Genomic DNA, 18,234 nt, shown 5'->3' with positions numbered 1-18,234 from the left:
AGATTATTAAAAAATCAGCCGAACGACCGTGAAAAACCTCTCTGCTGCGTTTCCTGCTGGATTTGGCTCTCCCGCGCCGCCAGCTCTATCTGTTTATCCTGTTCCATACTCAGGCGGACTTTTTCATCAAAGCGCGCAACCTGTTCGGGGTGTTCCGCAAGCACCTTTTGCGCGTAGGAACCGTCGGTATCGTTAAGCAGCCCTTTCAGCATGGCTCTGACTTCGTCGTATTTGGATTGCGGTGCCTGCGCCGTCTGCACTGCGGCGGGTGCGGCGGCAAGATAGTCGGTGTGCCGCGCTTCCTGCGCAAACCGATCACCGCCTCCGGCATCGGCAACAAGCCGGGCAAGCCGGGTTTCGGGCGTATCCGAATCGGCGGAAATCTTCAAGAAGTCTTTGCTCTGCCGGATTGATTCGTTAACTTTATCCTGAATATATTTGATGTTTTGCCCCGCCTTTTCCGCTTCCTTCTGAAACTCCGAACGGAATTCCCTAAGCAATTCCCTGTTTTCTGCGGCAAACCCGCGGTCCCGTGCCGAAAGCCCGCCTTGTTGGAAGTTGTCGATCCCGTGATCCATAATCACGCCGCCTACCGCAGCCTGCCAGGGGGAATTGGGCAGGATATTCAATTTGCCGTAACCGCTGCCATACAGAACCAAACGTTCGGTATTGTTCAGATAATGTTCCACTTTTCCCAAATGCGGGCTGGCCGCGCTGACGGGGTCGGTGCCGCGGACATGGTTGGTAATCAGCATGGTATTGTTTTGCCTGCCGTGCAGTTTTTCTTTCAAATCGGCGGCACCGTAGGCATTGAATGTTTCGGTTTGCTGGGCATAGTTGTAGCCGCACAGCTGCGCCAGCGTGCCGCCGAGCGAATGCCCCGCTTGGCGGACGGCTGCGCCTTGGTATCTTATATTTTCTTGACTGTATTTGATGGCCATTTCCGTCAGCCTTTTGGCATCGGGGTATTGGTTGTTGATTTGATTGACCGCCATACCCAAATCGGTCAGCACATCGGCGGTCAATGCCCCTTTTTCGGGCCAGGTGCCGCGGTGGGCGACAACCAGTTCGTTAGTGTCTTTGCGGTGCAAGATATAGCCGTCGTAACCTGATTTCGTGTGCAGTGCTTTGACGACTTCATACTTAACACCGTCAATACCGTCTACTTCTGTATCAACTTTCAAATTTTTATAAGCCAAATCAGATACAGCCAAATAATTTTGCGTATTCATTTCAGATTCTCCGGATTTCTACTTCAACACGGAATGTGTCTTTCAAATCAATATTTCTTTGTTGTGCTTCTTCGGTTGAAATCCCTAACGAAACAAAACCGGTTTCATCGTCAAGCCAAGTGGCGACTGGGTAATTTCTCTTTTGATGATAAAAAACCAGTTTCGCTGTCGCCCCTTTTTCGGATAGCTTTTGCAAGATCTCTTGATCAATACTCTCTGAAAAATAGGTACTTTTTTTATTGTCATTTGCACGAAAACTCAAACGGATACTGAACATTTCCCACAAGCAAACACCCTGTCCGTAATAATCTTCGTTTAACGGGCGGTCTGTATAAAACTCGCCACGGTAAACCGTATCGCTGATTTTTTGCAAGGCAAATTCAGGCTGGTAATGCGCCAACATGGTCGCCCCCGCCATGCGGTTGGTGGTATATCTGCAATTACGCGCAGAATAGTTTTCCACCAGTTTGGCAATTTCAAATTTGCCCGGCGCGTCTTTAAACGTAACCGTTACTTCGTATTTCTGACGCTTTTGCGGGTTTTCCGTTACCACAGGATCGCTCTCCGCTTTCGGCAGTCCGCGGAAATCATAAGCCGGATCAAACATTTTTCCATCCTCCAAGTTGCAGGCCGTCAGCAAAAGTGCTGAACAGCCGATTAGGGTTAACAGTTTTTTCATTCCGAATCCTTTCCTGAATTGCAGAACCGTAAAGGGAAAATCGCTTTTTCAGACGGCATGGATATTGCAAAGGTTTCAGGCCGTCTGAAAAAGTAATCTTTCCGTCAGTCTTTTGGCATCGGGATACTGGTTGTTGACTTGGTTAACCGCCATACCCAAATCGGTCAGCGCATCGGCGGTTAACGCGCCTTTTTCGGGCCAGGTACCGCGGTGGGCGACAATCAGTTCGTTGGTGTCTTCGCGGTGCAGGATATAGCCGTCGTAGCCCGATTGGGTGTGCAGGGCTTTGACGACTTTGTATCGGATACCATCAGTACCATCAACCAACGTTTCTTCTTTTAAATTTTTATAAGCCAAATCGGATGCGGCCAGATAATTTTGCGTATTCATATTCAGATCCTCTTAATCTTGATTTCAACACTGAATGTATCGTTTAAATCGATGTCCCATTTCTGTGCATGTTCGGGTGTAAAACCTAATGAAACATAACCGGTTTCGCTATCAGCCCAAGTGGCAATTGGGTAATTCTTTTTTTGATGATAAAAAACCAATTTTTCTGTTGCTCCTTTTTCAGATAACTTTTTCAGCACCTCTGCATCAATATCTTCTGAAAAATAAGTGCTTTTTGCATCACTATCGGCACGGAAACTCATAGAAATGGCGAAATTCTGCCATTGGCACACACCTTGCCCATAATAATCCTCGTTCAACGGCCTGTCGGTATAGAACTCGCCACGGTAAACCGTATCGCTGATTTTTTGCAGCGCAAACTCGGGCTGGTAATGCACCAATGCGGTCGCGCCCGCCATGCGGTTGGTGGTAATCATACAGTTGCGTGCGGAATAATTTTCCACCAGCTTGGCAATTTCAAATTTACCCGGCGCGTCTTTAAACGTAACCGTTACTTCGTATTTCTGGTGCTTTTGCGGGTTTTCCGTTACCACGGGATCGCTCTCCGCTTTCGGCAGTCCGCGGAAATCATAAGCCGAATCAAACATTTTGCCGCTCTCCAAGTCGCAGGCCGACAGCAGCATTGCCGAACAGCCTATCAGGGTTAACAGTTTTTTCATTCCGAAATCCTTTCCCGATTACAGAATTTTTGATGGAAGTTATTTTTTCAGACGGCCTGATAAAACACACAGGCCGTCTGAAAAAATAACTTCGCTATCGGCCGGGTAATTTTGCGTATTCATTTCAGATTCTCCGAATTTCCAACTCAACTGAAAACAGTTCGTTTAAGTTAAAGTTTTTATCTTGAACTTCTTGTGGTGCCATGCCTAATGATGATAACCGTTTTCAGACGGCCAATTTTTTACAAATGGATATTCGTCTTCTCCATAATAAAAAACCAGTTGTGTTTTTGTTCCTTTTTCGGATAGTCTTTGTGGGAGTTGTGATTTGACAATTTTATAATTTCCCGTATTTGCCATTTTCAAGTACCTTTCTCTGTGTCTTCTACAATTTTCTCATCAACTCTTAAAGAATTTACTCCTGCATTTGGAAAAATAATAATGCGGTAAATGTGTTTTGCCCGACCACTACCAGAATATCCTCCAGTAGCTCGTGTCCGTATATATCCGTTATATTCGCAAAAATCTTTTTCTGTTTGACAAATCATGCCTATTCTTGAAGCGGCATTTCTGATATTTTCAGCACTATTATTACCACTTAGGTGAAGCTGGATAAGATTGCCCAACTCGTTGCTTTCAAGATCATTAGGAAAGGTTTTGATGATAAATTCCTTTATCTCTCCTTCAGGTAAATGATCATAGTTCACATATATTCTTGGAAAACCCAAATCGCAGCCGGCAGAGAACAGCAATACCATAGAAACAAAAAGTTTTTTCTTCATATCTTTGGATTCCTTATTCAATTACTCCATATGGGGTTTTCTCTTTCCCCATATGGAGTAATTTGCTCAACCCTTTCTAAACATATTCAACATACGGCGGGTAACGTAAAAACCACCAAAGATATTCACGCTGGCAATCAGCACCGCGATAAAGGCGAGAAGCGACACAAAACCGTTGCCCTGGCCGATTTGCAAAAGCGCGCCGACCACGATGATGCCCGAAATCGCATTGGTTACCGACATCAGCGGCGTGTGCAGACGGCATATCTTTAACCGAACGAGTGTGAAAGCCCTCTTTGTTGTGCTTCCTGTTGAATTTGGCTCTCTCTATCCGCCAATGCCTGCTGTTTGCTTTGCTCTTCTTCCATACTCTGACGAACTTTTTCATCAAAACGTGCAACTTGTTCAGAGTGTTCTGCAAGCACTTTTTGGGCATACGAGCCGTCGGTATCGTTTAACAATCCTTGCAACATCGCCATAGTTTCTTCGTATTTGGATTGGGGTTTGGGATTATCAACAGTTTCTGCCTGCGTCTGCATGGCATATTGAGGATTTTCTTTGAGTTTTTCTTCTTCAAGATAACTCAAGTCCTTCAGGTCGGAAATGCCCGCATCGTCAGGATGTTGCGGTACAATACCTTTATCCAGCTTATTTCCTGAACCCGGGGCAAGATGTCGGAATATGCCGTCTTTTTCAGGCTCAGGAAATCCTGCCTCGCGCAATAAGGTATCGGCAAGGGTATTGGAATTTTGCCTCAAGAAATCGTAAGGATAGATATTGTCCTTACTTTGGGCATTGCGTACCATTTCCGCCCATTTGGTAGACAAATCGGGGGCTTGGGCGATTAGTTCGCGGTATTGTTTTTGTGGGCTAATAGGATTGTCATATTCGTCTTTATACCAAGCATTTCTATTATTGATATTATCTGGATTTTCAGCATCATATGGCAGTCCTATGTGTTCAGGTAAGCCTGTCTCGATATGAATTTTTCCTAGAGGGAGTTGAGGTGTAGTTTCTTCCCCTGTCCATCCACTGATGGTATATTGCCCTCCTGTTTTATCAGTATAGAGCAAAAACTTATGATGATAATCCACTCCCGCAAATGTACCGATATGCCGATAGCCGACTTCTATTTTTTCGTTTGCCATTTATATTCTCCTATTGTTATTGAGCATAAGAAAATTCACTATCAATATTTTCTAAATAACTAAAATTATTGAATTTCAAAGTAATTCTAACTCCTGCTTGTGGAGTCATAGGAGGTGTCTTTTTTCTATATCCTGCATGGATAATGTTACCCTCTTCTTTATAATTCTGATTCATTTCATTTAATTTATTAATTACTTCCTCTTTAGAAGAGCCAATTGGGAGATATTTAGAAACAATATGGTTTACATCTTTGGACTGACCGGGGCGGATGTATTTTTCGCTAGAGAAAATTTCGTTCAGCATAGGGCTTTGGGGTTGCATATTGTCTTTTCCTTTTAAGGTTGATTGTTGAACTTTAGAATTTTCATGATTACTTACTTCGCAAGCTGATAAAAATGTAACTGATAAAGCAGCAGACAGTATCAATAGTTTTGAATGTTTCATAATTTACCCTTTCCTAAACATATTCAACATACGGCGGGTAACGTAAAAACCGCCGAAGATATTCACGCTGGCAATCAGCACCGCGATAAAGGCGAGCAGCGACACAAAACCGTTGCCCTGGCCGATTTGCAAAAGCGCGCCGACCACGATGATGCCCGAAATCGCATTGGTTACCGACATCAGCGGCGTGTGCAGCGAATGGCTCACGTTCCACACCACGTAATAACCGATCACGCAAGAGAGCACGAACACGATAAAGTGGTTCAGAAAAGCGGCAGGCGCCACTGCACCCACCCATAAAACCAACACTGCGCCGATTACGGCAGGCGCCAGTTTTTTCCAAGCGGGAACGGGTTTCGGCTCGGGTTTGGCTGCGGGCGCGGCTTTTTCAGACGGCGCTTGCTGCGGTGCGGCGGAAACCTGGATGGCGGGCGGCGGGAACGTGATTTCGCCCTCGCGGGTAACGGTCATGTTGCGGATAATCACGTCTTCGAAATCCAGCGCGATTTCACCGTCTTTATTGGGGCTTAACAGCTTGGTTAAATTGACCAGATTGGTGGCGTAAAGCTGGGAAGACTGCCCCGCCAGGCGGTTGGCCATATCGGTGTAACCAATGATTTTCACGCCGTTGTTAGTGATGAACAATTCACCCGGTTTGGTCAATTCGCAGTTGCCGCCGGTGGCCGCGGCCAAATCCACAATCACGCTGCCCGCCTTCATGCTTTCCACCATTTCTTTGGTAATCAGCTTGGGCGCGGGTTTGCCGGGAATGGCGGCGGTGGTGATGATGATGTCCACCTCTTTGGCCTGCTCGGCAAACAGCTTCATTTCGGCGGCGATGAATTCGTCGCTCATCACTTTGGCGTAGCCGTCGCCGCTGCCGCCCGCTTCCTGCGGAAAATCGAGTTTTAAGAACTGGCCGCCCATCGATTCGATCTGCTCAGCCACTTCCAAGCGCGTATCGAACGCTTTTACAACGGCGCCCAAAGAGTTTGCCGTGCCGATGGCGGCCAAACCGGCCACGCCCGCACCGATAATCAGCACTTGTGCGGGCGGCACTTTGCCTGCGGCGGTAATCTGGCCGGTGAAGAAACGGCCGAACGCGTTGGCCGCTTCAATCACGGCGCGGTAGCCGCTGATGTTGGCCATAGAAGAGAGCGCATCCAAAGCCTGCGCACGCGAAATGCGCGGCACCATATCCATCGCCAGCACATTCACTTTTTTATCGGCAAGTTTTTGCACCAGTTCAGGATTTTGCGCCGGCCACAAAAAGCTCACCAGCGTTTGGCCGGCGTTCAGACGGCCTATTTCCACATCGTTGGGTGCGTTCACTTTATAAATCAGCGGGCTGGCCCACACGTTTTCGGCGTTCGCCAGCGATGCGCCGGCCGCTTCGTAAGCCGCATCCACCAACCCGGCAGCCGTGCCCGCGCCGCTTTCCACCACCACTTCGAAGCCCAGTTTCTGCAACTGCGCAACGGTGGTCGGCGTACAAGCCACGCGCGTTTCGCCTGCCAGAGATTCTCTTGGGATACCAATTCTCATCTCTTCGTTCCTTCATTCAAACTCGGTTAATCGGAAAAACATAACTTAACGCTTGCTTTATAACGAATTTCAGCGCGAAAAACAACATTAAAATGTCAACAATTGCACGATTTGCCGCTGCATGAAGGCCCAAACCGCAAAGGCCGTCTGAAAGCGGCCGGCACAACCGCACCGCCCGCGGCGCACCGTGCTAAAATCAAGCTTGGGCCGCGCCCCGGGGCGGCAAACCGTTTAAGAAAGGATTAACCATGAGAATGCTCCACACCATGCTGCGCGTCGGTAACCTCGACAAATCATTAGCATTTTATCAAGATGTATTGGGCATGAAGCTGCTGCGCAAACACGACTACCCCGAAGGCCGCTTCACACTGGCGTTTGTGGGCTACGGCAGCGAAGCGGACCACACCGTTTTGGAACTCACCCACAACTGGGACACCGAAGAATATGATTTGGGCACAGGCTACGGCCATATCGCCATCGAAGTGGACGACGCCTACGCCGCCTGCGATGCCGTGCGCGCCAAAGGCGGCAAGGTTACCCGCGAAGCCGGCCCGATGAAGCACGGCACCACCGTGATTGCGTTTGTGGAAGACCCCGACGGCTATAAAATCGAGTTTATCCAAAAAGGCAGCGGCAACGATTCGGTGAAATACGGCTAAACATTGCCGGTTTTATCGCGAGTCAAAAAACAAGCATGCCGTCTGAAAACATTTTTCAGACGGCATGAAACATTTGCCCGCGGCACACAAACACATCTAAAGCCCTAACCCTGCTGCAAAGCCCTGTTCCGCGCCAGCCGCTGCACGCCGACTGCGCGCAGGCCGTCGAGCAGCACCAGCCCCAAACCCAGCCAAATCAGCGAATAACAGGCCAGCGAAACCATTGAAACCTGCTCGCCCAACACCAACACCGAAGCCACAAACAGCAAAGCAGGCTCCAAATATAGTGAATTAAAATAAGAATTCCGAACTTTACTCCCCCTTACCAGCAGAAAAAAATGGCCTACCCGATAGAACTCCGACAAAAAGCAATCGAATATTACCGGCAATGCCAAAATGCAAGCCAAGTCTGCCGTGTATATGGTATCAGCGACAAAACGCTGAGCAGTTGGCTGCGACTCTATGAACAAACAGGTTCACTGGCGCATCAAGTCAAAGGTGGTAATGCCACAAAAATAGACAGGCAACAGCTTTCAGACTATCTCGAACAGCATCCTGATGCCTACCTGCACGAAATCGCAGAACATTTAGGGTGCAGCGCCCCAAATGTCAGCTACCTGCTCAAAGTCATGGGCATCACACGAAAAAAAAGACCACCACATACAAAGAACAAAAACCCGAACAAGTAGCCGCTTATCAACAAGCATTGAGCCAATATACTGACTATCAAGCAGTTTTTCTTGATGAAACAGGGTTCGACACCTTTTTTTACCGCCCTTACGCTTACTCGAAAAAAGGCGTACCCGTCAAAGCACAAATCAGCGGCAGAAAATACCAACGTATTTCATTGGTTGCGGCACAAATCCAAGGTAAAGGCAGCCTGATTGCCCCCATGACCTATTGCGGCACCATGGACGGCAGCCTGTTCGAAGCATGGTTTGAGCAAATGCTGCTGCCCGAACTGACGGAGAAATCCGTCATCATTATGGACAATGCCCGTTTCCACCGTATGGCGGTTTTGACTGAAATGGCGCAGAAGCAGGGACATAAAGTATTGCCCCTTGCTCCTTATTCACCCGAGCTTAATCCGATTGAAAAGGTATGGGCGAATATTAAAAAGCATTTGCGGAAAGTTTTACCTGCCGTGGGAGATTTTATGACTGCACTGCTACGTAGTTCTTATTTTAATTGACTATAACTCAACATACCGAACAACACCACCGGCAGCGTACCGCCGGCATACAGATTGAACTGCATCGCCAATGCGCTGCCCGCGCCCAGCAGCACGATAAACCCCACCAGCGAAGGCTGCGCGGCAATCATCGCCAAACTATCGGAAGCGGTGAAAATATACAGCAGCGCAAACGGCGTAATCAGCAGCAAATCAATCAGCAGGCCGGTGAGCGCAGGCACTTGCAAACGCCGGCGCATAAGGTAATACACGGGGTAAGTGCCGAACACCCACACCGTTGCCGACGAAAATGCGCCCGTATGCCACAGCTCGGCGCCTACGCCCGCGCAGGCCGCCCCCACGGCGGCTTTCTGCAAAGGCGTGAGTTTTTCGCCGAACAGCACGCTGCCCCCCAACACCATCATCAGCGGAAACAAAAAGTAGCCCATCGCCACGCCGACGCCTTCGCCGTTTACCGGCGCCCACATAAACAGCCAAAGCTGGCTGGCGATAATCGGCGTGGGCAGCAGAATCAAAAACCAACGCTTCCAATCGCGCCCCACCCCGCGCACGAAGCCCGCCGTCCTGCCCCAGCTGCGCGTTACCGTAACCAGCACCAGCAACCCGGCCAGCATCGCCACCATGCGCCAGGCAAACACATCGGTGCCGCTCATCGGCTTCATCCAGCCGCTGTGCAGAAACAGCAGAATAAACAGCAAATTGGAGCAAACGGCGGCGGACACGCCTTTCAGGTTGTGCGGCATCATTTCAGACGGCCTTCAATAGGTTAAACAGATGCAGAATTGTAATGCATACCGCTTGAAAAAATTTTTCATAATTTTTAGAAAATCAGTTTAAAAAATCATTTTTTCAAGCATAATCCCGGTTCTTTCTCAAAAAACGGCAGAAGTATGTACGAACTCGACAAACTCGACAAAAACATTCTCAATATCCTGCAAGACAACGCCGCCACCCCGCTGAAAGAGCTGGCCGCCGCCGTGCATTCCTCACCCGCCACCTGCCAGCGGCGCATTGCCAAAATGCTGGAAACCGGCATTATCCGCAGGCAGGCCGCGCTGGTATCGCCGCAGGCCGTGGGGCGCGGCATCAGCGTGTTCATACAGGTTGAGCTGGAAAGGCAGCACCACAATATTCAAGAAGCATTCGAGCGTGCCATTTTGAAAGAGCCTGATGTATCGGGCTGTTATGAAGTTTCGGGAGATTACGATTTTCTGATTCTGGTACACTGCACCGATATGGCCGCCTACCACGCCTTCACCCGCCGCGTGCTTACGGGCGAAAACCATGTGCGCAATTTCAACAGCCAGTTTGTGATGAACTTTACCAAAGTGGAAAATAAAATCGTGTTGTGAATGCGGCGGCAGCGTTGCAAAAGGCCGTCTGAAACATTTCAGACGGCCTTTGCACATTCAAACCCGGTCGGATCAAGATTGCGAATCAGGATAAAACAGCGAAGTTTTGTGTTCTTCGTATTGTTTCTGCTTTTCAGCATCTTTGAATTTAACTTCAAACAGGTTTTCGCGGCTGAACGTTTGCTTAACCTGCTTGGTGATTTGGGGGTTTTCCTGAATATAGTATAAGCCGCCGACCAAAGCCGCAGCCAATACAAAAACTTTGATATTCATAAGCCGTCTCCTTTCATGCTTCTTTTGGTGAAAGCAGCATAAGCTAAAACGTCATACGCATATCAAATATTTGTCCGGCGGTAGAATTTAAAGCTAAAAGGTTGTCAAACTGCTTATTAAATAACTTAAGAAACTAATTCAAAAGAAATTATTTACCAAAATTAAAAAATATACACATATTTTCAAAAAACCATGAGCAGCGTTTGTTTACAAAATCGGATTTTTCATACGGCGCAAAAGCAAATTCAGTTACAATAGCCGCAATTTTATTTCCCCCTTCCCGCAACCCTATCCCGAGGATTCCGAATAATGTTTTCCAAAAGCGTAACCGTTGAAAAATACGATCCCGAACTGGCCGCGGCCATTGCCAAAGAAGTTGGGCGCCAGCAAGACCACATCGAACTGATTGCCTCTGAAAACTATGTAAGCTGCGCCGTTATGGAAGCCCAAGGCAGCCAGTTAACCAACAAATACGCCGAAGGCTACCCCGCCAAACGCTACTACGGCGGCTGCGAATACGTCGATATCGTCGAGCAGTTGGCCATCGACCGCGTGAAAAAACTGTTCGGCGCCGAATACGCCAACGTGCAGCCCCACTCCGGCTCGCAGGCCAACCAAGCCGTTTACGCTTCGGTTTTGAAACCCGGCGACACCATCTTGGGCATGAGCCTTGCCCACGGCGGCCACCTCACCCACGGCGCGAGCGTGAACATTTCCGGCAAACTCTACAACGCCATCACCTACGGTTTGGACGAAAACGAAGTGCTGGATTACGCCGAAGTGGAACGCTTGGCGCTGGAACACAAACCCAAAATGATCGTGGCCGGTGCATCTGCCTATGCCCTGCAAATCGACTGGGCGAAGTTCCGCGAAATCGCCGACAAAGTGGGCGCGTATCTGTTTGTCGATATGGCGCACTACGCCGGCCTGGTGGCGGGCGGCGAATACCCCAACCCCGTGCCGTTTGCCGATTTCGTAACCACCACCACCCACAAAACCCTGCGCGGCCCGCGCGGCGGCGTGATTCTGTGCCGCGACAACACCCACGAAAAAGCCCTCAACTCTGCGATTTTCCCCAGCCTGCAAGGCGGCCCGCTGATGCACGTGATTGCGGCCAAAGCCGTGGCATTCAAAGAAGCGCTCGAACCCGAGTTCAAGCAATACGCCAAACAGGTGAAAATCAACGCCGCAGCGATGGCCGAAGAATTGGTGAAACGCGGTTTGCGCATCGTTTCCGGCCGCACCGAAAGCCACGTTTTCCTGGTTGACCTGCGCGCGAAAAACATCACCGGCAAAGCCGCCGAAGAAGCCTTGGGCAAAGCGCACATCACCATCAACAAAAACGCCATCCCCAACGACCCTGAAAAACCGTTTGTTACTTCAGGCATCCGCGTCGGCGCTTCCGCCATCACCACCCGCGGTTTCAGCGAAGCCGATTCGCGCGAGCTGGCCAATCTGGTGGCCGACGTGCTGGAAAACCCGGAAGACGAAGCCACCCTCGCCCGCGTGGCCGCCGCCGCCAAAGCCTTGTGCGATAAAAACCCGGTTTACGGCGCTTAACAGCGGATACGTTTAAAAACATTAACAGGCCGTCTGAACATTTTCAGACGGCCTGTTTGTTTAAGCGTTTTATTTTTCACGCAAACCGGAGCAGAGGGATTTATTTAACCCGCAAAATCACGGCGGTTCGCCAGAAAATACGCCAGCAGCAAAGCAGCCGCCGCCAGCGCCGCGCCGGTAAAGCCGATATATTTCATGCCGAACCAGCCCTCCGCATAGTGGCCAAACAGCGCGCCGCCGCCGATGCCCACATTAAACAGCGCCGAATAAATCGAAGTGGCCACATCGGTGGCGTCGGAAGCAAAATGCAACACCCGCGACACCATCGCCAATCCGAGCGCGGAAATCCCCGTTCCCCATAAAAAACACAAAACATATACCGCCAACGGCGAAGCGGAAAGCGGATACAGCAACAACATCGACACCGCCATCACCGCACAGCAGCTTAAGAAAAACACCTTGCTGTGTTTGGCAAACCATTTGCCGAACAGAAACGATCCGATAAACCCCGCCACACCGTATATCACCAGCAACACCGTTACCTGATCGGGTGCAAAACCGCCCACCTGCGACACAAACGGTTCGATATAGCTGTATGCCGTAAAATGCGCGGTAATCATCAGCACGGTAAACGCATAAAGCTGCAACAAACCGCCGCGCTTCACCAGCAGCGGCAAACTGGCCAGCGAGCCGCTGTTCACGCTCGGCAGTTTGGGCAGGTTTTTCGCCAGCACGGCGGCGGTCAGCACCGCTACCGCACCGATCAGCAAAAAACTCAAACGCCAGCCGTAGGCATTGCCGATAACGCGCCCGATCGGAATCCCCAAAACCATCGCCAACACCGTGCCCATGCTGAGAAAACTCAAAGCCTGGTTGCCTTTGCCCTGCGGCGCAATCCGCACCGCCAAAGCCGCCGTTATCGACCAGAACACCGCATGGGTGAGCGCAATGCCTATACGCCCGGCCAGCAACACTTGGAAATTCCAAGCGAAAAAAGACAACACATGGCCTGCGGCAAACAGCCCGAACAAGGCCAGCAGCAGCATGCGCCGTTCCAGATTGCGGGTAAGCAGCATCAGCGGCAGCGACAACAAAGCCACCACCCACGCATACACCGTAATCATAATACCCGCTTCGGTGGGCGGCACCGCGAAACTGCGGCCGATATCGCTTAACAAAGCAATCGGAATAAATTCGGTTGTGTTGAAAATAAACGCGCCGAAGGCCAGCGCAAACACGCTGAGCCAGCGCGAAGCATCGTTTTGAGACATGAAACGTATTTCTTTCTGATTGGTTGTTTTTATTTGGCAAAAGCTGCAAAAACAATCAGGCCGTCTGAAAACAGACGGCCTCTGCTGCTCATTAAATATAATTTCTTATTTCACCAGATTTTTCAGCACCAGCGACGCGATGTCGTCCAAGCCGAAGCCGTCGGCATCTTGCGCCGAGCCGTTGGGCGTGGCACCGTCTACCAAATTGGGCAGGTATTGCGCCAGCAAATCGCCGGCCTGTTGGCCGTCCATACCGAACTTGGCCGCCACCTGCTCGATCAGGCCGCTGCCCAGCGCAGACTGCAAATCACTGCCCGATACGCTTTGATTGCTGCCGGTGGAAATCCAGCTTTCCAGCGCGCCGCCCAAACCGCCTTGCTGCAACTGATTAATCAGGTTGCCCACGCCGCCGCTCTGCTGCACCAAATCCATCACCATCTGCACCGCCGTGCCCTGTTGGCCGTTGGCGCCGCCGATGGCCGATGCGGCCGCGTTGAGTAAAGAATCCATTAAAGCCATGAGTATGCTCTTTCTTTATACAGAATAAGATAGTGTATTCTAACAAATTTCCACAGGCGGGCAGATGTTTTTCACCGCAGGCCGGTGTAGGTGTCGGTAATCTGCATCGTTGCGGCATTCAGATTGTGCAAACAAATGAGGCCGTCTGAAACGGTTTCAGACGGCCTTATCCGGTTTTATGCTGTCAATCTTCCCTGCCGTTAAAAAACTCCGCAGCTCCCCCTTCGAAAAAACCCTGCAAAATCGCCTGCGCGGCCACTTGGTCGAGCACGGCTTTCTGCTTTCTGCCGAACACCTGCGCTTCGGCCAGAAGGCTTTCGGCATACAGCGACGACATCCGCTCGTCCACCCAATACACCGGCAGCTTGAAACGCCCGTTGAGGCGGCGGCCGAACTTGCGGCTCAGGCGGGTCAGTTCGTGTTCGCTGCCGTCGGCATGCACGGGCAGGCCGACCACCAGCTGCCGGGGCTGCCATTCGCGCACCAATTTATCGATGGCGGCAAACTTGGCCTCGTTGCCCTCCCCCGTTACCGTGGCAATCGGGTGCGCCGTGCCCACTTCGGCATCGCCTTCGGCCACGCCGATACGCGCTTCGCCGAAATCAAACGCCAGCGTGGTGCCGCGCGGAGCTTCAAGCATGACCCGCCCCGCTCATCATCATGCCGGGATTCACGCCAATTTTGGCAAAAGCCGCTTCATAACGGTCGCCATAGGGCAAATCAAACAAAATATGCGTGTCGGCAGGCACGGTCAGCCATGCGTTTTCCGCCAGCTCTCGCTCAAGCTGCCCGGCCTCCCAGCTCGAATAACCTATGCTGACCACCGCCTTCTCCACCGCACCCGGCTGGGCAAGGTTTTCGATGATGTCGCGCGAAGTGGTCAGCGCAACCCTGTCGTTCACCGTCAAACTGTTCTGCCAGTTGCCAACGGGGGTGTGCACCACATAACCGCGGTCGATCTGCACGGGGCCGCCCATCATCACCCATTCGTTTTGAAAACGTTCGGGAATGGCACTGTCGGCAGCGGCAAAAATCAAATCCATGGTAACGGGCGAAGGTTTGTTGATCACAATGCCCATCGCCCCCTCTTCGCCGTGCTGGCACAAATAAACCACGCTGCCCTCGAAAAACGGATCGTCCATCGAAGGCATGGCCACCAAGAAATGGTCTGCTAAATTCATGATCCCAAGCTCGTTTGAGTAATGATTCGAATTCCCGCCAACATGGGGGTAAGCCCGGATTTTTACAAGGCGCACCGTAAAAATCCAAACCATGCCGTGCTTTTTTCAGACGGCCTCGGGTTTGATTTTACATTAACAAAAATAAACATTAACTATGCCGTCTGAAACTTATACAATATCGCTCTGTCTCAATAAACCGGCAAGCTGTGGCTTTATTTCCATACCGGCCGCATCTCGGACGCTTAATTACAACCTTTACTTTAACAATCATTAAAATAACGATATATTACATTTATCGGTTTTCAACCCGTTTCTGCCCGAAAGGATACCCTATGCAAACCCAAGCCGTAATCGACCATATTGTCGGCTGGCTCCAAGATTACGCCGCCACCGCCCGCGCCAAAGGCTTTGTTGTCGGCGTGTCGGGCGGCGTGGATTCCGCCGTGGTATCCGTTTTGGCCGCCCGCACCGGCCTGAATACCCTGCTGCTCGAAATGCCCATCCGCCAAAAAGCCGACCAAGCCGGCCGTGCACAGGCGCATATCGAAGATTTGAAAAAACGCTTTCCCGACAACGTGAAAGGCATGAGCATCGACCTCACCCCCACTTTCGACACCTTCGCCGCCACGGTTGACGTTAACGAAGCCGACTATCCTGCCAAACAACTCGCCCTGGCCAACGCCCGTTCGCGCCTGCGCATGGTAACGCTTTATTATTACGGCCAAATCAACGGCCTGCTCGTTACCGGAACCGGCAACAAAGTAGAAGATTTCGGCGTGGGTTTTTTCACCAAATACGGCGACGGCGGCGTGGACATCAGCCCCATAGCCGGCCTGCTGAAAACCCAAGTTTACCAACTGGCCGCCGCCCTCGGCGTGTCGGAGTCCATCCGAACCGCCCCGCCCACCGACGGCCTGTGGGACACCGACCGAACCGACGAACAGCAAATGGGCGCCACTTATCCCGAGCTGGAATGGGCAATGGAAGTTTACGGTTGGAACGCGCCCGAAGATTTCACCGGCCGCCAACGCGAAGTTTTGGAGATCTACACCCGCCTGCACCAAGCCATGCAGCATAAAGTCAAACCGATTCCCGTATGCGAGATTCCCGCCGCGCTGTTGGCACCGTAAACGGCGGAAATATCTTAACAGGCCGTCTGAAACACTTTCAGACGGCCTGTTCCCATTCAAACAATCGCAGCCATAAAATATCGCAACACCGCCGAACTTGCCAAACCGCAGCGCCGCCACTAAAGTTAAGGCCGTCTGAAAACCACCGAAGCCCACCGATATGCTATTCGTTCTCTCCCCCGCCAAAAACCTCAACGAAAAAGACCCCGCGCCGGTTGCCGAACACACCCAGCCCGCGCTGCTTGCCGAAGCCGAAAAACTGATGGCCGAAGTGCGCCTGCTCGCACCGCAGCAAATCGCCGAACTGATGCACGTTTCCGACAAAATCGCCCTGCTCAACGCCGAACGCAACGCCGCCTGGCACACACCATTCACCCCGCAAAACGCCAAACAGGCCGTGTATATGTTCAACGGCGACGTGTATGAAGGCTTAGACGCACCTTCGCTCAACAGCCAATCGGTAACCTACCTGCAAAACCATGTACGCCTGCTTTCCGGCCTCTACGGCCTGCTGCGCCCGCTCGACCTGATGCAGCCCTACCGTTTGGAAATGGGCACGCCGTTTGCCAACGCACGCGGCAAAAACCTCTATGAATTCTGGGGCGGCCGCATCACCGACCTGCTCAACCAAACGCTGGCGGAAAGCGGCGGCAACACGCTGGTCAATCTCGCCTCGCAGGAATACTTCAAAGCCGTCGATACCGCCAAACTCAACGCCCGCCTGATTACGCCTGTGTTTAAAGACGAAAAAAACGGCCAATATAAAATCATCAGCTTCTACGCCAAGCGCGCCCGCGGCCTGATGGTGCGCTACGCCGCCGAACACGGCATCACCGAGCCGGAAGCCTTGAAAAATTTCGACTACGAAGGCTACGCATTCAACGCCGCCTCATCCGGCGAAAACGAATGGGTGTTTTTAAGAAAGGAACAATCCAAATAAAAACAAAAAACTAATCCCCCAACACCGCAAAATGCTTGGCAGACACATTATTTTGCGCTAATATTTCCGCTTTCAAGAAACGGAAGCGTGGCAGAGCGGTTTAATGCAACGGTCTTGAAAACCGTCGAGGGTTTGCGCCCTCCGTGAGTTCGAATCTCACCGCTTCCGCCAATCTTGAAATCCACTGAAAGACCGGAGGTGTGGCAGAGCGGTTTAATGCAACGGTCTTGAAAACCGTCGAGGGTTTGCGCCCTCCGTGAGTTCGAATCTCACCGCCTCCGCCAAATTAAAAAACAACCCGTCGGAATCCGGCGGGTTGTTTTTATTTTTAAAGCAAGGTACACACATCATTCTCGAGCCTCTCCCGATTATCTTTTTGTTTTTCATAAACTTTTTAAAGAATAAGAAGTACAATACTCAGGCTTTGCCCGAGTATGACGGAACGGTTACTAACAAGTAAGCAGTTTAACTATAAAGGTTGAGACTCTTGCAAAAATACCTTAAGGGCGTCTGAAATGCTTAAATCCCGTCATTCCCGCGTAGGCGGGAATCCAGTTGTTTTTTTCATAAGTTATTGAAATAAAATGCTTGATAGTTTTAAGGCTGGACTCCCGCCTACGCGGGAATGACGATAATCGGATATTTCAGACGCCCTTAAGGTATTTTTGAAAGGTCTCAGGTCTTCAGACTTTCAAACTTATTGATACGTTACGCCGTTATGCTTCAACCAGCCGTCGGCATGGCGGCCTTGAGGGTCGTGGTGCGTCCAATGAATCACGCCGCCCTGCTGCGACCATTCGTATTCACCGTAAAACTCCACCGTATCGCCTTTTTTCAACCCTTTGATTTTCTGGGCCAAGTCGATATTGTGCGCCACCAGCAGGGTTTGCCCGCCGGCAAGTTTGAGAATAAAGCGCTGATGCCGCGAACCTTTGTTGTCGTCCGGCAGGGTTTTCACCACCACCCCGCTGCCTTCCACCTGGATATTGCTCTGTTTTTGCTCGTAGGCCGTCTGAAGGATTTGCACGGCCGACTGCCGCTGCCCCTCTGTCTGCACCGCCTGCGGCAGCGGTTGCTGCATCGGTTGCTGCGGCTGCTTTTGCCAATATTGGTAGCCGAACCATACGGCGGCGGCCACCGCCGCCCAAATCAGGTTTTTCTTCATCTTGAATTTTTCTATCGATACAACATTTGTTCGGTTTCTTTTCAGACGGCCTCAATAACAAGCCGGCAAAGGCCGTCTGAAAAACCGGAAC

22 protein-coding genes, 2 tRNA genes and 1 pseudogene are annotated in these 18,234 nt (G+C 50.9%); 8 read left to right on the top strand and 17 right to left on the bottom strand.

Annotated features, from left to right (window positions below; genetic code table 11):
* Positions 1 to 14: 14 nt before the first annotated feature.
* The 9 genes and pseudogenes from H3L92_RS03175 to H3L92_RS03135 form a co-directional block, all read right to left on the bottom strand.
* Positions 15 to 1,232 carry a Tle-like phospholipase domain-containing protein gene (locus H3L92_RS03175; RefSeq protein ID WP_085365690.1) on the bottom strand — a complete coding sequence of 406 codons (1,218 nt, stop codon included), beginning with the start codon at positions 1,230 to 1,232 and terminating at the stop codon, positions 15 to 17.
* A 1-nt stretch (position 1,233) separates the two neighbouring features.
* Positions 1,234 to 1,911, bottom strand: coding sequence for a hypothetical protein (locus tag H3L92_RS03170; protein ID WP_085365689.1), 678 nt, complete (start codon positions 1,909 to 1,911; stop codon positions 1,234 to 1,236).
* Between the two features lie 75 nt (positions 1,912 to 1,986).
* Positions 1,987 to 2,301, bottom strand: coding sequence for a hypothetical protein (locus tag H3L92_RS03165; protein WP_085365688.1), 315 nt, complete (start codon positions 2,299 to 2,301; stop codon positions 1,987 to 1,989).
* Between the two features lie 2 nt (positions 2,302 to 2,303).
* Entirely contained in the window at positions 2,304 to 2,981 is a 678-nt protein-coding gene (locus H3L92_RS03160) for a hypothetical protein (RefSeq protein ID WP_085365687.1), read from the bottom strand.
* A 362-nt stretch (positions 2,982 to 3,343) separates the two neighbouring features.
* The gene (locus H3L92_RS03155; RefSeq protein ID WP_085365686.1) at positions 3,344 to 3,763 is read right to left on the bottom strand and encodes a hypothetical protein; all 420 of its coding nucleotides are present in this window, start codon (positions 3,761 to 3,763) and stop codon (positions 3,344 to 3,346) included.
* 66 nt (positions 3,764 to 3,829) lie between these two features.
* Positions 3,830 to 4,021 (bottom strand): annotated as a pseudogene (locus H3L92_RS03150) (proton-translocating transhydrogenase family protein); the annotation flags it as partial.
* An 11-nt stretch (positions 4,022 to 4,032) separates the two neighbouring features.
* Complete coding sequence (locus H3L92_RS03145) at positions 4,033 to 4,911, bottom strand: hypothetical protein (RefSeq protein WP_085365684.1); 879 nt, start codon at positions 4,909 to 4,911, stop codon at positions 4,033 to 4,035.
* Positions 4,912 to 4,927: 16 nt separating this feature from the next.
* Positions 4,928 to 5,356 carry a hypothetical protein gene (locus tag H3L92_RS03140; protein ID WP_085365683.1) on the bottom strand — a complete coding sequence of 143 codons (429 nt, stop codon included), beginning with the start codon at positions 5,354 to 5,356 and terminating at the stop codon, positions 4,928 to 4,930.
* Between the two features lie 3 nt (positions 5,357 to 5,359).
* Positions 5,360 to 6,901, bottom strand: coding sequence for a Re/Si-specific NAD(P)(+) transhydrogenase subunit alpha (locus H3L92_RS03135; protein WP_085365682.1), 1,542 nt, complete (start codon positions 6,899 to 6,901; stop codon positions 5,360 to 5,362).
* A gap of 248 nt (positions 6,902 to 7,149) precedes the next feature.
* Here H3L92_RS03135 and gloA point away from each other — a divergent pair, with 248 nt between their 5' ends.
* Entirely contained in the window at positions 7,150 to 7,560 is a 411-nt protein-coding gene (gene gloA, locus H3L92_RS03130) for a lactoylglutathione lyase (RefSeq protein WP_085365681.1), read from the top strand.
* Between the two features lie 104 nt (positions 7,561 to 7,664).
* On the opposite strand, the gene H3L92_RS03125 is transcribed toward gloA, so the two are convergent.
* The gene (locus H3L92_RS03125; RefSeq protein ID WP_158088145.1) at positions 7,665 to 7,841 is read right to left on the bottom strand and encodes a hypothetical protein; all 177 of its coding nucleotides are present in this window, start codon (positions 7,839 to 7,841) and stop codon (positions 7,665 to 7,667) included.
* Between the two features lie 57 nt (positions 7,842 to 7,898).
* Here H3L92_RS03125 and H3L92_RS03120 point away from each other — a divergent pair.
* Positions 7,899 to 8,752, top strand: a protein-coding gene (locus H3L92_RS03120; RefSeq protein WP_115336200.1) for an IS630 family transposase whose coding sequence is annotated in 2 segments (ribosomal slippage) — positions 7,899 to 8,214 and positions 8,214 to 8,752 — 855 coding nt in all. Because the reading frame shifts where the segments join, the coding sequence is not laid out codon by codon here.
* Here the strand turns inward: H3L92_RS03120 and H3L92_RS03115 are convergent.
* Positions 8,740 to 9,498 (bottom strand): EamA family transporter, encoded by a 759-nt coding sequence (locus tag H3L92_RS03115; protein WP_115336295.1) that lies wholly within the window; start codon positions 9,496 to 9,498, stop codon positions 8,740 to 8,742. The genes H3L92_RS03120 and H3L92_RS03115 overlap by 13 nt on opposite strands.
* A 144-nt stretch (positions 9,499 to 9,642) precedes the next feature.
* Between H3L92_RS03115 and H3L92_RS03110 the strand changes: the two genes are divergently transcribed.
* Positions 9,643 to 10,104, top strand: a complete 462-nt coding sequence (locus tag H3L92_RS03110) for an Lrp/AsnC family transcriptional regulator (RefSeq protein ID WP_085367096.1) — start codon at positions 9,643 to 9,645, stop codon at positions 10,102 to 10,104.
* Between the two features lie 72 nt (positions 10,105 to 10,176).
* Here H3L92_RS03110 and H3L92_RS03105 read toward each other — a convergent pair whose 3' ends face one another.
* On the bottom strand, positions 10,177 to 10,377 hold the full coding sequence (locus tag H3L92_RS03105; RefSeq protein WP_085367095.1) for a hypothetical protein: 201 nt from the start codon (positions 10,375 to 10,377) through the stop codon (positions 10,177 to 10,179).
* A 309-nt stretch (positions 10,378 to 10,686) separates the two neighbouring features.
* Between H3L92_RS03105 and glyA the strand changes: the two genes are divergently transcribed.
* Complete coding sequence (glyA, locus tag H3L92_RS03100) at positions 10,687 to 11,937, top strand: serine hydroxymethyltransferase (RefSeq protein WP_085367094.1); 1,251 nt, start codon at positions 10,687 to 10,689, stop codon at positions 11,935 to 11,937.
* Between the two features lie 104 nt (positions 11,938 to 12,041).
* Here the strand turns inward: glyA and H3L92_RS03095 are convergent, their stop codons facing one another.
* The 4 genes from H3L92_RS03095 to H3L92_RS03080 all read right to left on the bottom strand — a co-directional run bounded on the left by H3L92_RS03095 (position 12,042) and on the right by H3L92_RS03080 (position 14,908).
* Complete coding sequence (locus tag H3L92_RS03095) at positions 12,042 to 13,208, bottom strand: sugar transporter (protein ID WP_085367093.1); 1,167 nt, start codon at positions 13,206 to 13,208, stop codon at positions 12,042 to 12,044.
* Positions 13,209 to 13,313: 105 nt separating this feature from the next.
* A complete protein-coding gene (locus tag H3L92_RS03090) occupies positions 13,314 to 13,727 on the bottom strand; it encodes a YidB family protein (RefSeq protein ID WP_115336294.1) in 414 nt (137 codons plus the stop codon).
* Between the two features lie 184 nt (positions 13,728 to 13,911).
* The gene (ruvX, locus tag H3L92_RS03085) at positions 13,912 to 14,367 is read right to left on the bottom strand and encodes a Holliday junction resolvase RuvX (protein WP_085367091.1); all 456 of its coding nucleotides are present in this window, start codon (positions 14,365 to 14,367) and stop codon (positions 13,912 to 13,914) included.
* On the bottom strand, positions 14,360 to 14,908 hold the full coding sequence (locus H3L92_RS03080) for a YqgE/AlgH family protein (RefSeq protein WP_085367090.1): 549 nt from the start codon (positions 14,906 to 14,908) through the stop codon (positions 14,360 to 14,362). Before H3L92_RS03080 ends, ruvX begins: the two co-directional genes overlap by 8 nt.
* A gap of 332 nt (positions 14,909 to 15,240) precedes the next feature.
* Here H3L92_RS03080 and nadE point away from each other — a divergent pair, with 332 nt between their 5' ends.
* The 4 genes from nadE to H3L92_RS03060 all read left to right on the top strand — a co-directional run bounded on the left by nadE (position 15,241) and on the right by H3L92_RS03060 (position 17,262).
* Complete coding sequence (nadE, locus tag H3L92_RS03075; protein ID WP_085367089.1) at positions 15,241 to 16,038, top strand: NAD(+) synthase; 798 nt, start codon at positions 15,241 to 15,243, stop codon at positions 16,036 to 16,038.
* 160 nt (positions 16,039 to 16,198) lie between these two features.
* Complete coding sequence (gene yaaA / locus H3L92_RS03070) at positions 16,199 to 16,978, top strand: peroxide stress protein YaaA (RefSeq protein ID WP_085367088.1); 780 nt, start codon at positions 16,199 to 16,201, stop codon at positions 16,976 to 16,978.
* A gap of 81 nt (positions 16,979 to 17,059) precedes the next feature.
* Positions 17,060 to 17,149: transfer RNA gene (locus H3L92_RS03065), tRNA-Ser, on the top strand.
* Positions 17,150 to 17,172: 23 nt separating this feature from the next.
* A tRNA-Ser gene (locus H3L92_RS03060) sits at positions 17,173 to 17,262 on the top strand.
* Between the two features lie 413 nt (positions 17,263 to 17,675).
* On the opposite strand, the gene H3L92_RS03055 is transcribed toward H3L92_RS03060, so the two are convergent.
* Complete coding sequence (locus H3L92_RS03055) at positions 17,676 to 18,143, bottom strand: DUF3465 domain-containing protein (protein WP_085367086.1); 468 nt, start codon at positions 18,141 to 18,143, stop codon at positions 17,676 to 17,678.
* Between the last annotated feature and the right edge of the window lie 91 nt (positions 18,144 to 18,234).

The sequence above is a fragment of the Neisseria dentiae genome, assembly GCF_014055005.1.
Taxonomy (GTDB): domain Bacteria; phylum Pseudomonadota; class Gammaproteobacteria; order Burkholderiales; family Neisseriaceae; genus Neisseria; species Neisseria dentiae.
This window is presented reverse-complemented; position numbering and strand designations above follow the sequence as displayed.

Bases quoted from the DNA above. Each gene is read 5' to 3' on its own strand.
- H3L92_RS03175 (WP_085365690.1), bottom strand. From the start codon at position 1,232: ATGAATACGCAAAATTATTTGGCTGTATCTGATTTGGCTTATAAAAAT.
- H3L92_RS03170 (WP_085365689.1), bottom strand. From the start codon at position 1,911: ATGAAAAAACTGTTAACCCTAATCGGCTGTTCAGCACTTTTGCTGACG.
- H3L92_RS03165 (WP_085365688.1), bottom strand. From the start codon at position 2,301: ATGAATACGCAAAATTATCTGGCCGCATCCGATTTGGCTTATAAAAAT.
- H3L92_RS03160 (WP_085365687.1), bottom strand. From the start codon at position 2,981: ATGAAAAAACTGTTAACCCTGATAGGCTGTTCGGCAATGCTGCTGTCG.
- H3L92_RS03155 (WP_085365686.1), bottom strand. From the start codon at position 3,763: ATGAAGAAAAAACTTTTTGTTTCTATGGTATTGCTGTTCTCTGCCGGC.
- H3L92_RS03145 (WP_085365684.1), bottom strand. From the start codon at position 4,911: ATGGCAAACGAAAAAATAGAAGTCGGCTATCGGCATATCGGTACATTT.
- H3L92_RS03140 (WP_085365683.1), bottom strand. From the start codon at position 5,356: ATGAAACATTCAAAACTATTGATACTGTCTGCTGCTTTATCAGTTACA.
- H3L92_RS03135 (WP_085365682.1), bottom strand. From the start codon at position 6,901: ATGAGAATTGGTATCCCAAGAGAATCTCTGGCAGGCGAAACGCGCGTG.
- gloA (WP_085365681.1), top strand. From the start codon at position 7,150: ATGAGAATGCTCCACACCATGCTGCGCGTCGGTAACCTCGACAAATCA.
- H3L92_RS03115 (WP_115336295.1), bottom strand. From the start codon at position 9,498: ATGATGCCGCACAACCTGAAAGGCGTGTCCGCCGCCGTTTGCTCCAAT.
- H3L92_RS03110 (WP_085367096.1), top strand. From the start codon at position 9,643: ATGTACGAACTCGACAAACTCGACAAAAACATTCTCAATATCCTGCAA.
- H3L92_RS03105 (WP_085367095.1), bottom strand. From the start codon at position 10,377: ATGAATATCAAAGTTTTTGTATTGGCTGCGGCTTTGGTCGGCGGCTTA.
- glyA (WP_085367094.1), top strand. From the start codon at position 10,687: ATGTTTTCCAAAAGCGTAACCGTTGAAAAATACGATCCCGAACTGGCC.
- H3L92_RS03095 (WP_085367093.1), bottom strand. From the start codon at position 13,208: ATGTCTCAAAACGATGCTTCGCGCTGGCTCAGCGTGTTTGCGCTGGCC.
- H3L92_RS03090 (WP_115336294.1), bottom strand. From the start codon at position 13,727: ATGGCTTTAATGGATTCTTTACTCAACGCGGCCGCATCGGCCATCGGC.
- ruvX (WP_085367091.1), bottom strand. From the start codon at position 14,367: ATGCTTGAAGCTCCGCGCGGCACCACGCTGGCGTTTGATTTCGGCGAA.
- H3L92_RS03080 (WP_085367090.1), bottom strand. From the start codon at position 14,908: ATGAATTTAGCAGACCATTTCTTGGTGGCCATGCCTTCGATGGACGAT.
- nadE (WP_085367089.1), top strand. From the start codon at position 15,241: ATGCAAACCCAAGCCGTAATCGACCATATTGTCGGCTGGCTCCAAGAT.
- yaaA (WP_085367088.1), top strand. From the start codon at position 16,199: ATGCTATTCGTTCTCTCCCCCGCCAAAAACCTCAACGAAAAAGACCCC.
- H3L92_RS03055 (WP_085367086.1), bottom strand. From the start codon at position 18,143: ATGAAGAAAAACCTGATTTGGGCGGCGGTGGCCGCCGCCGTATGGTTC.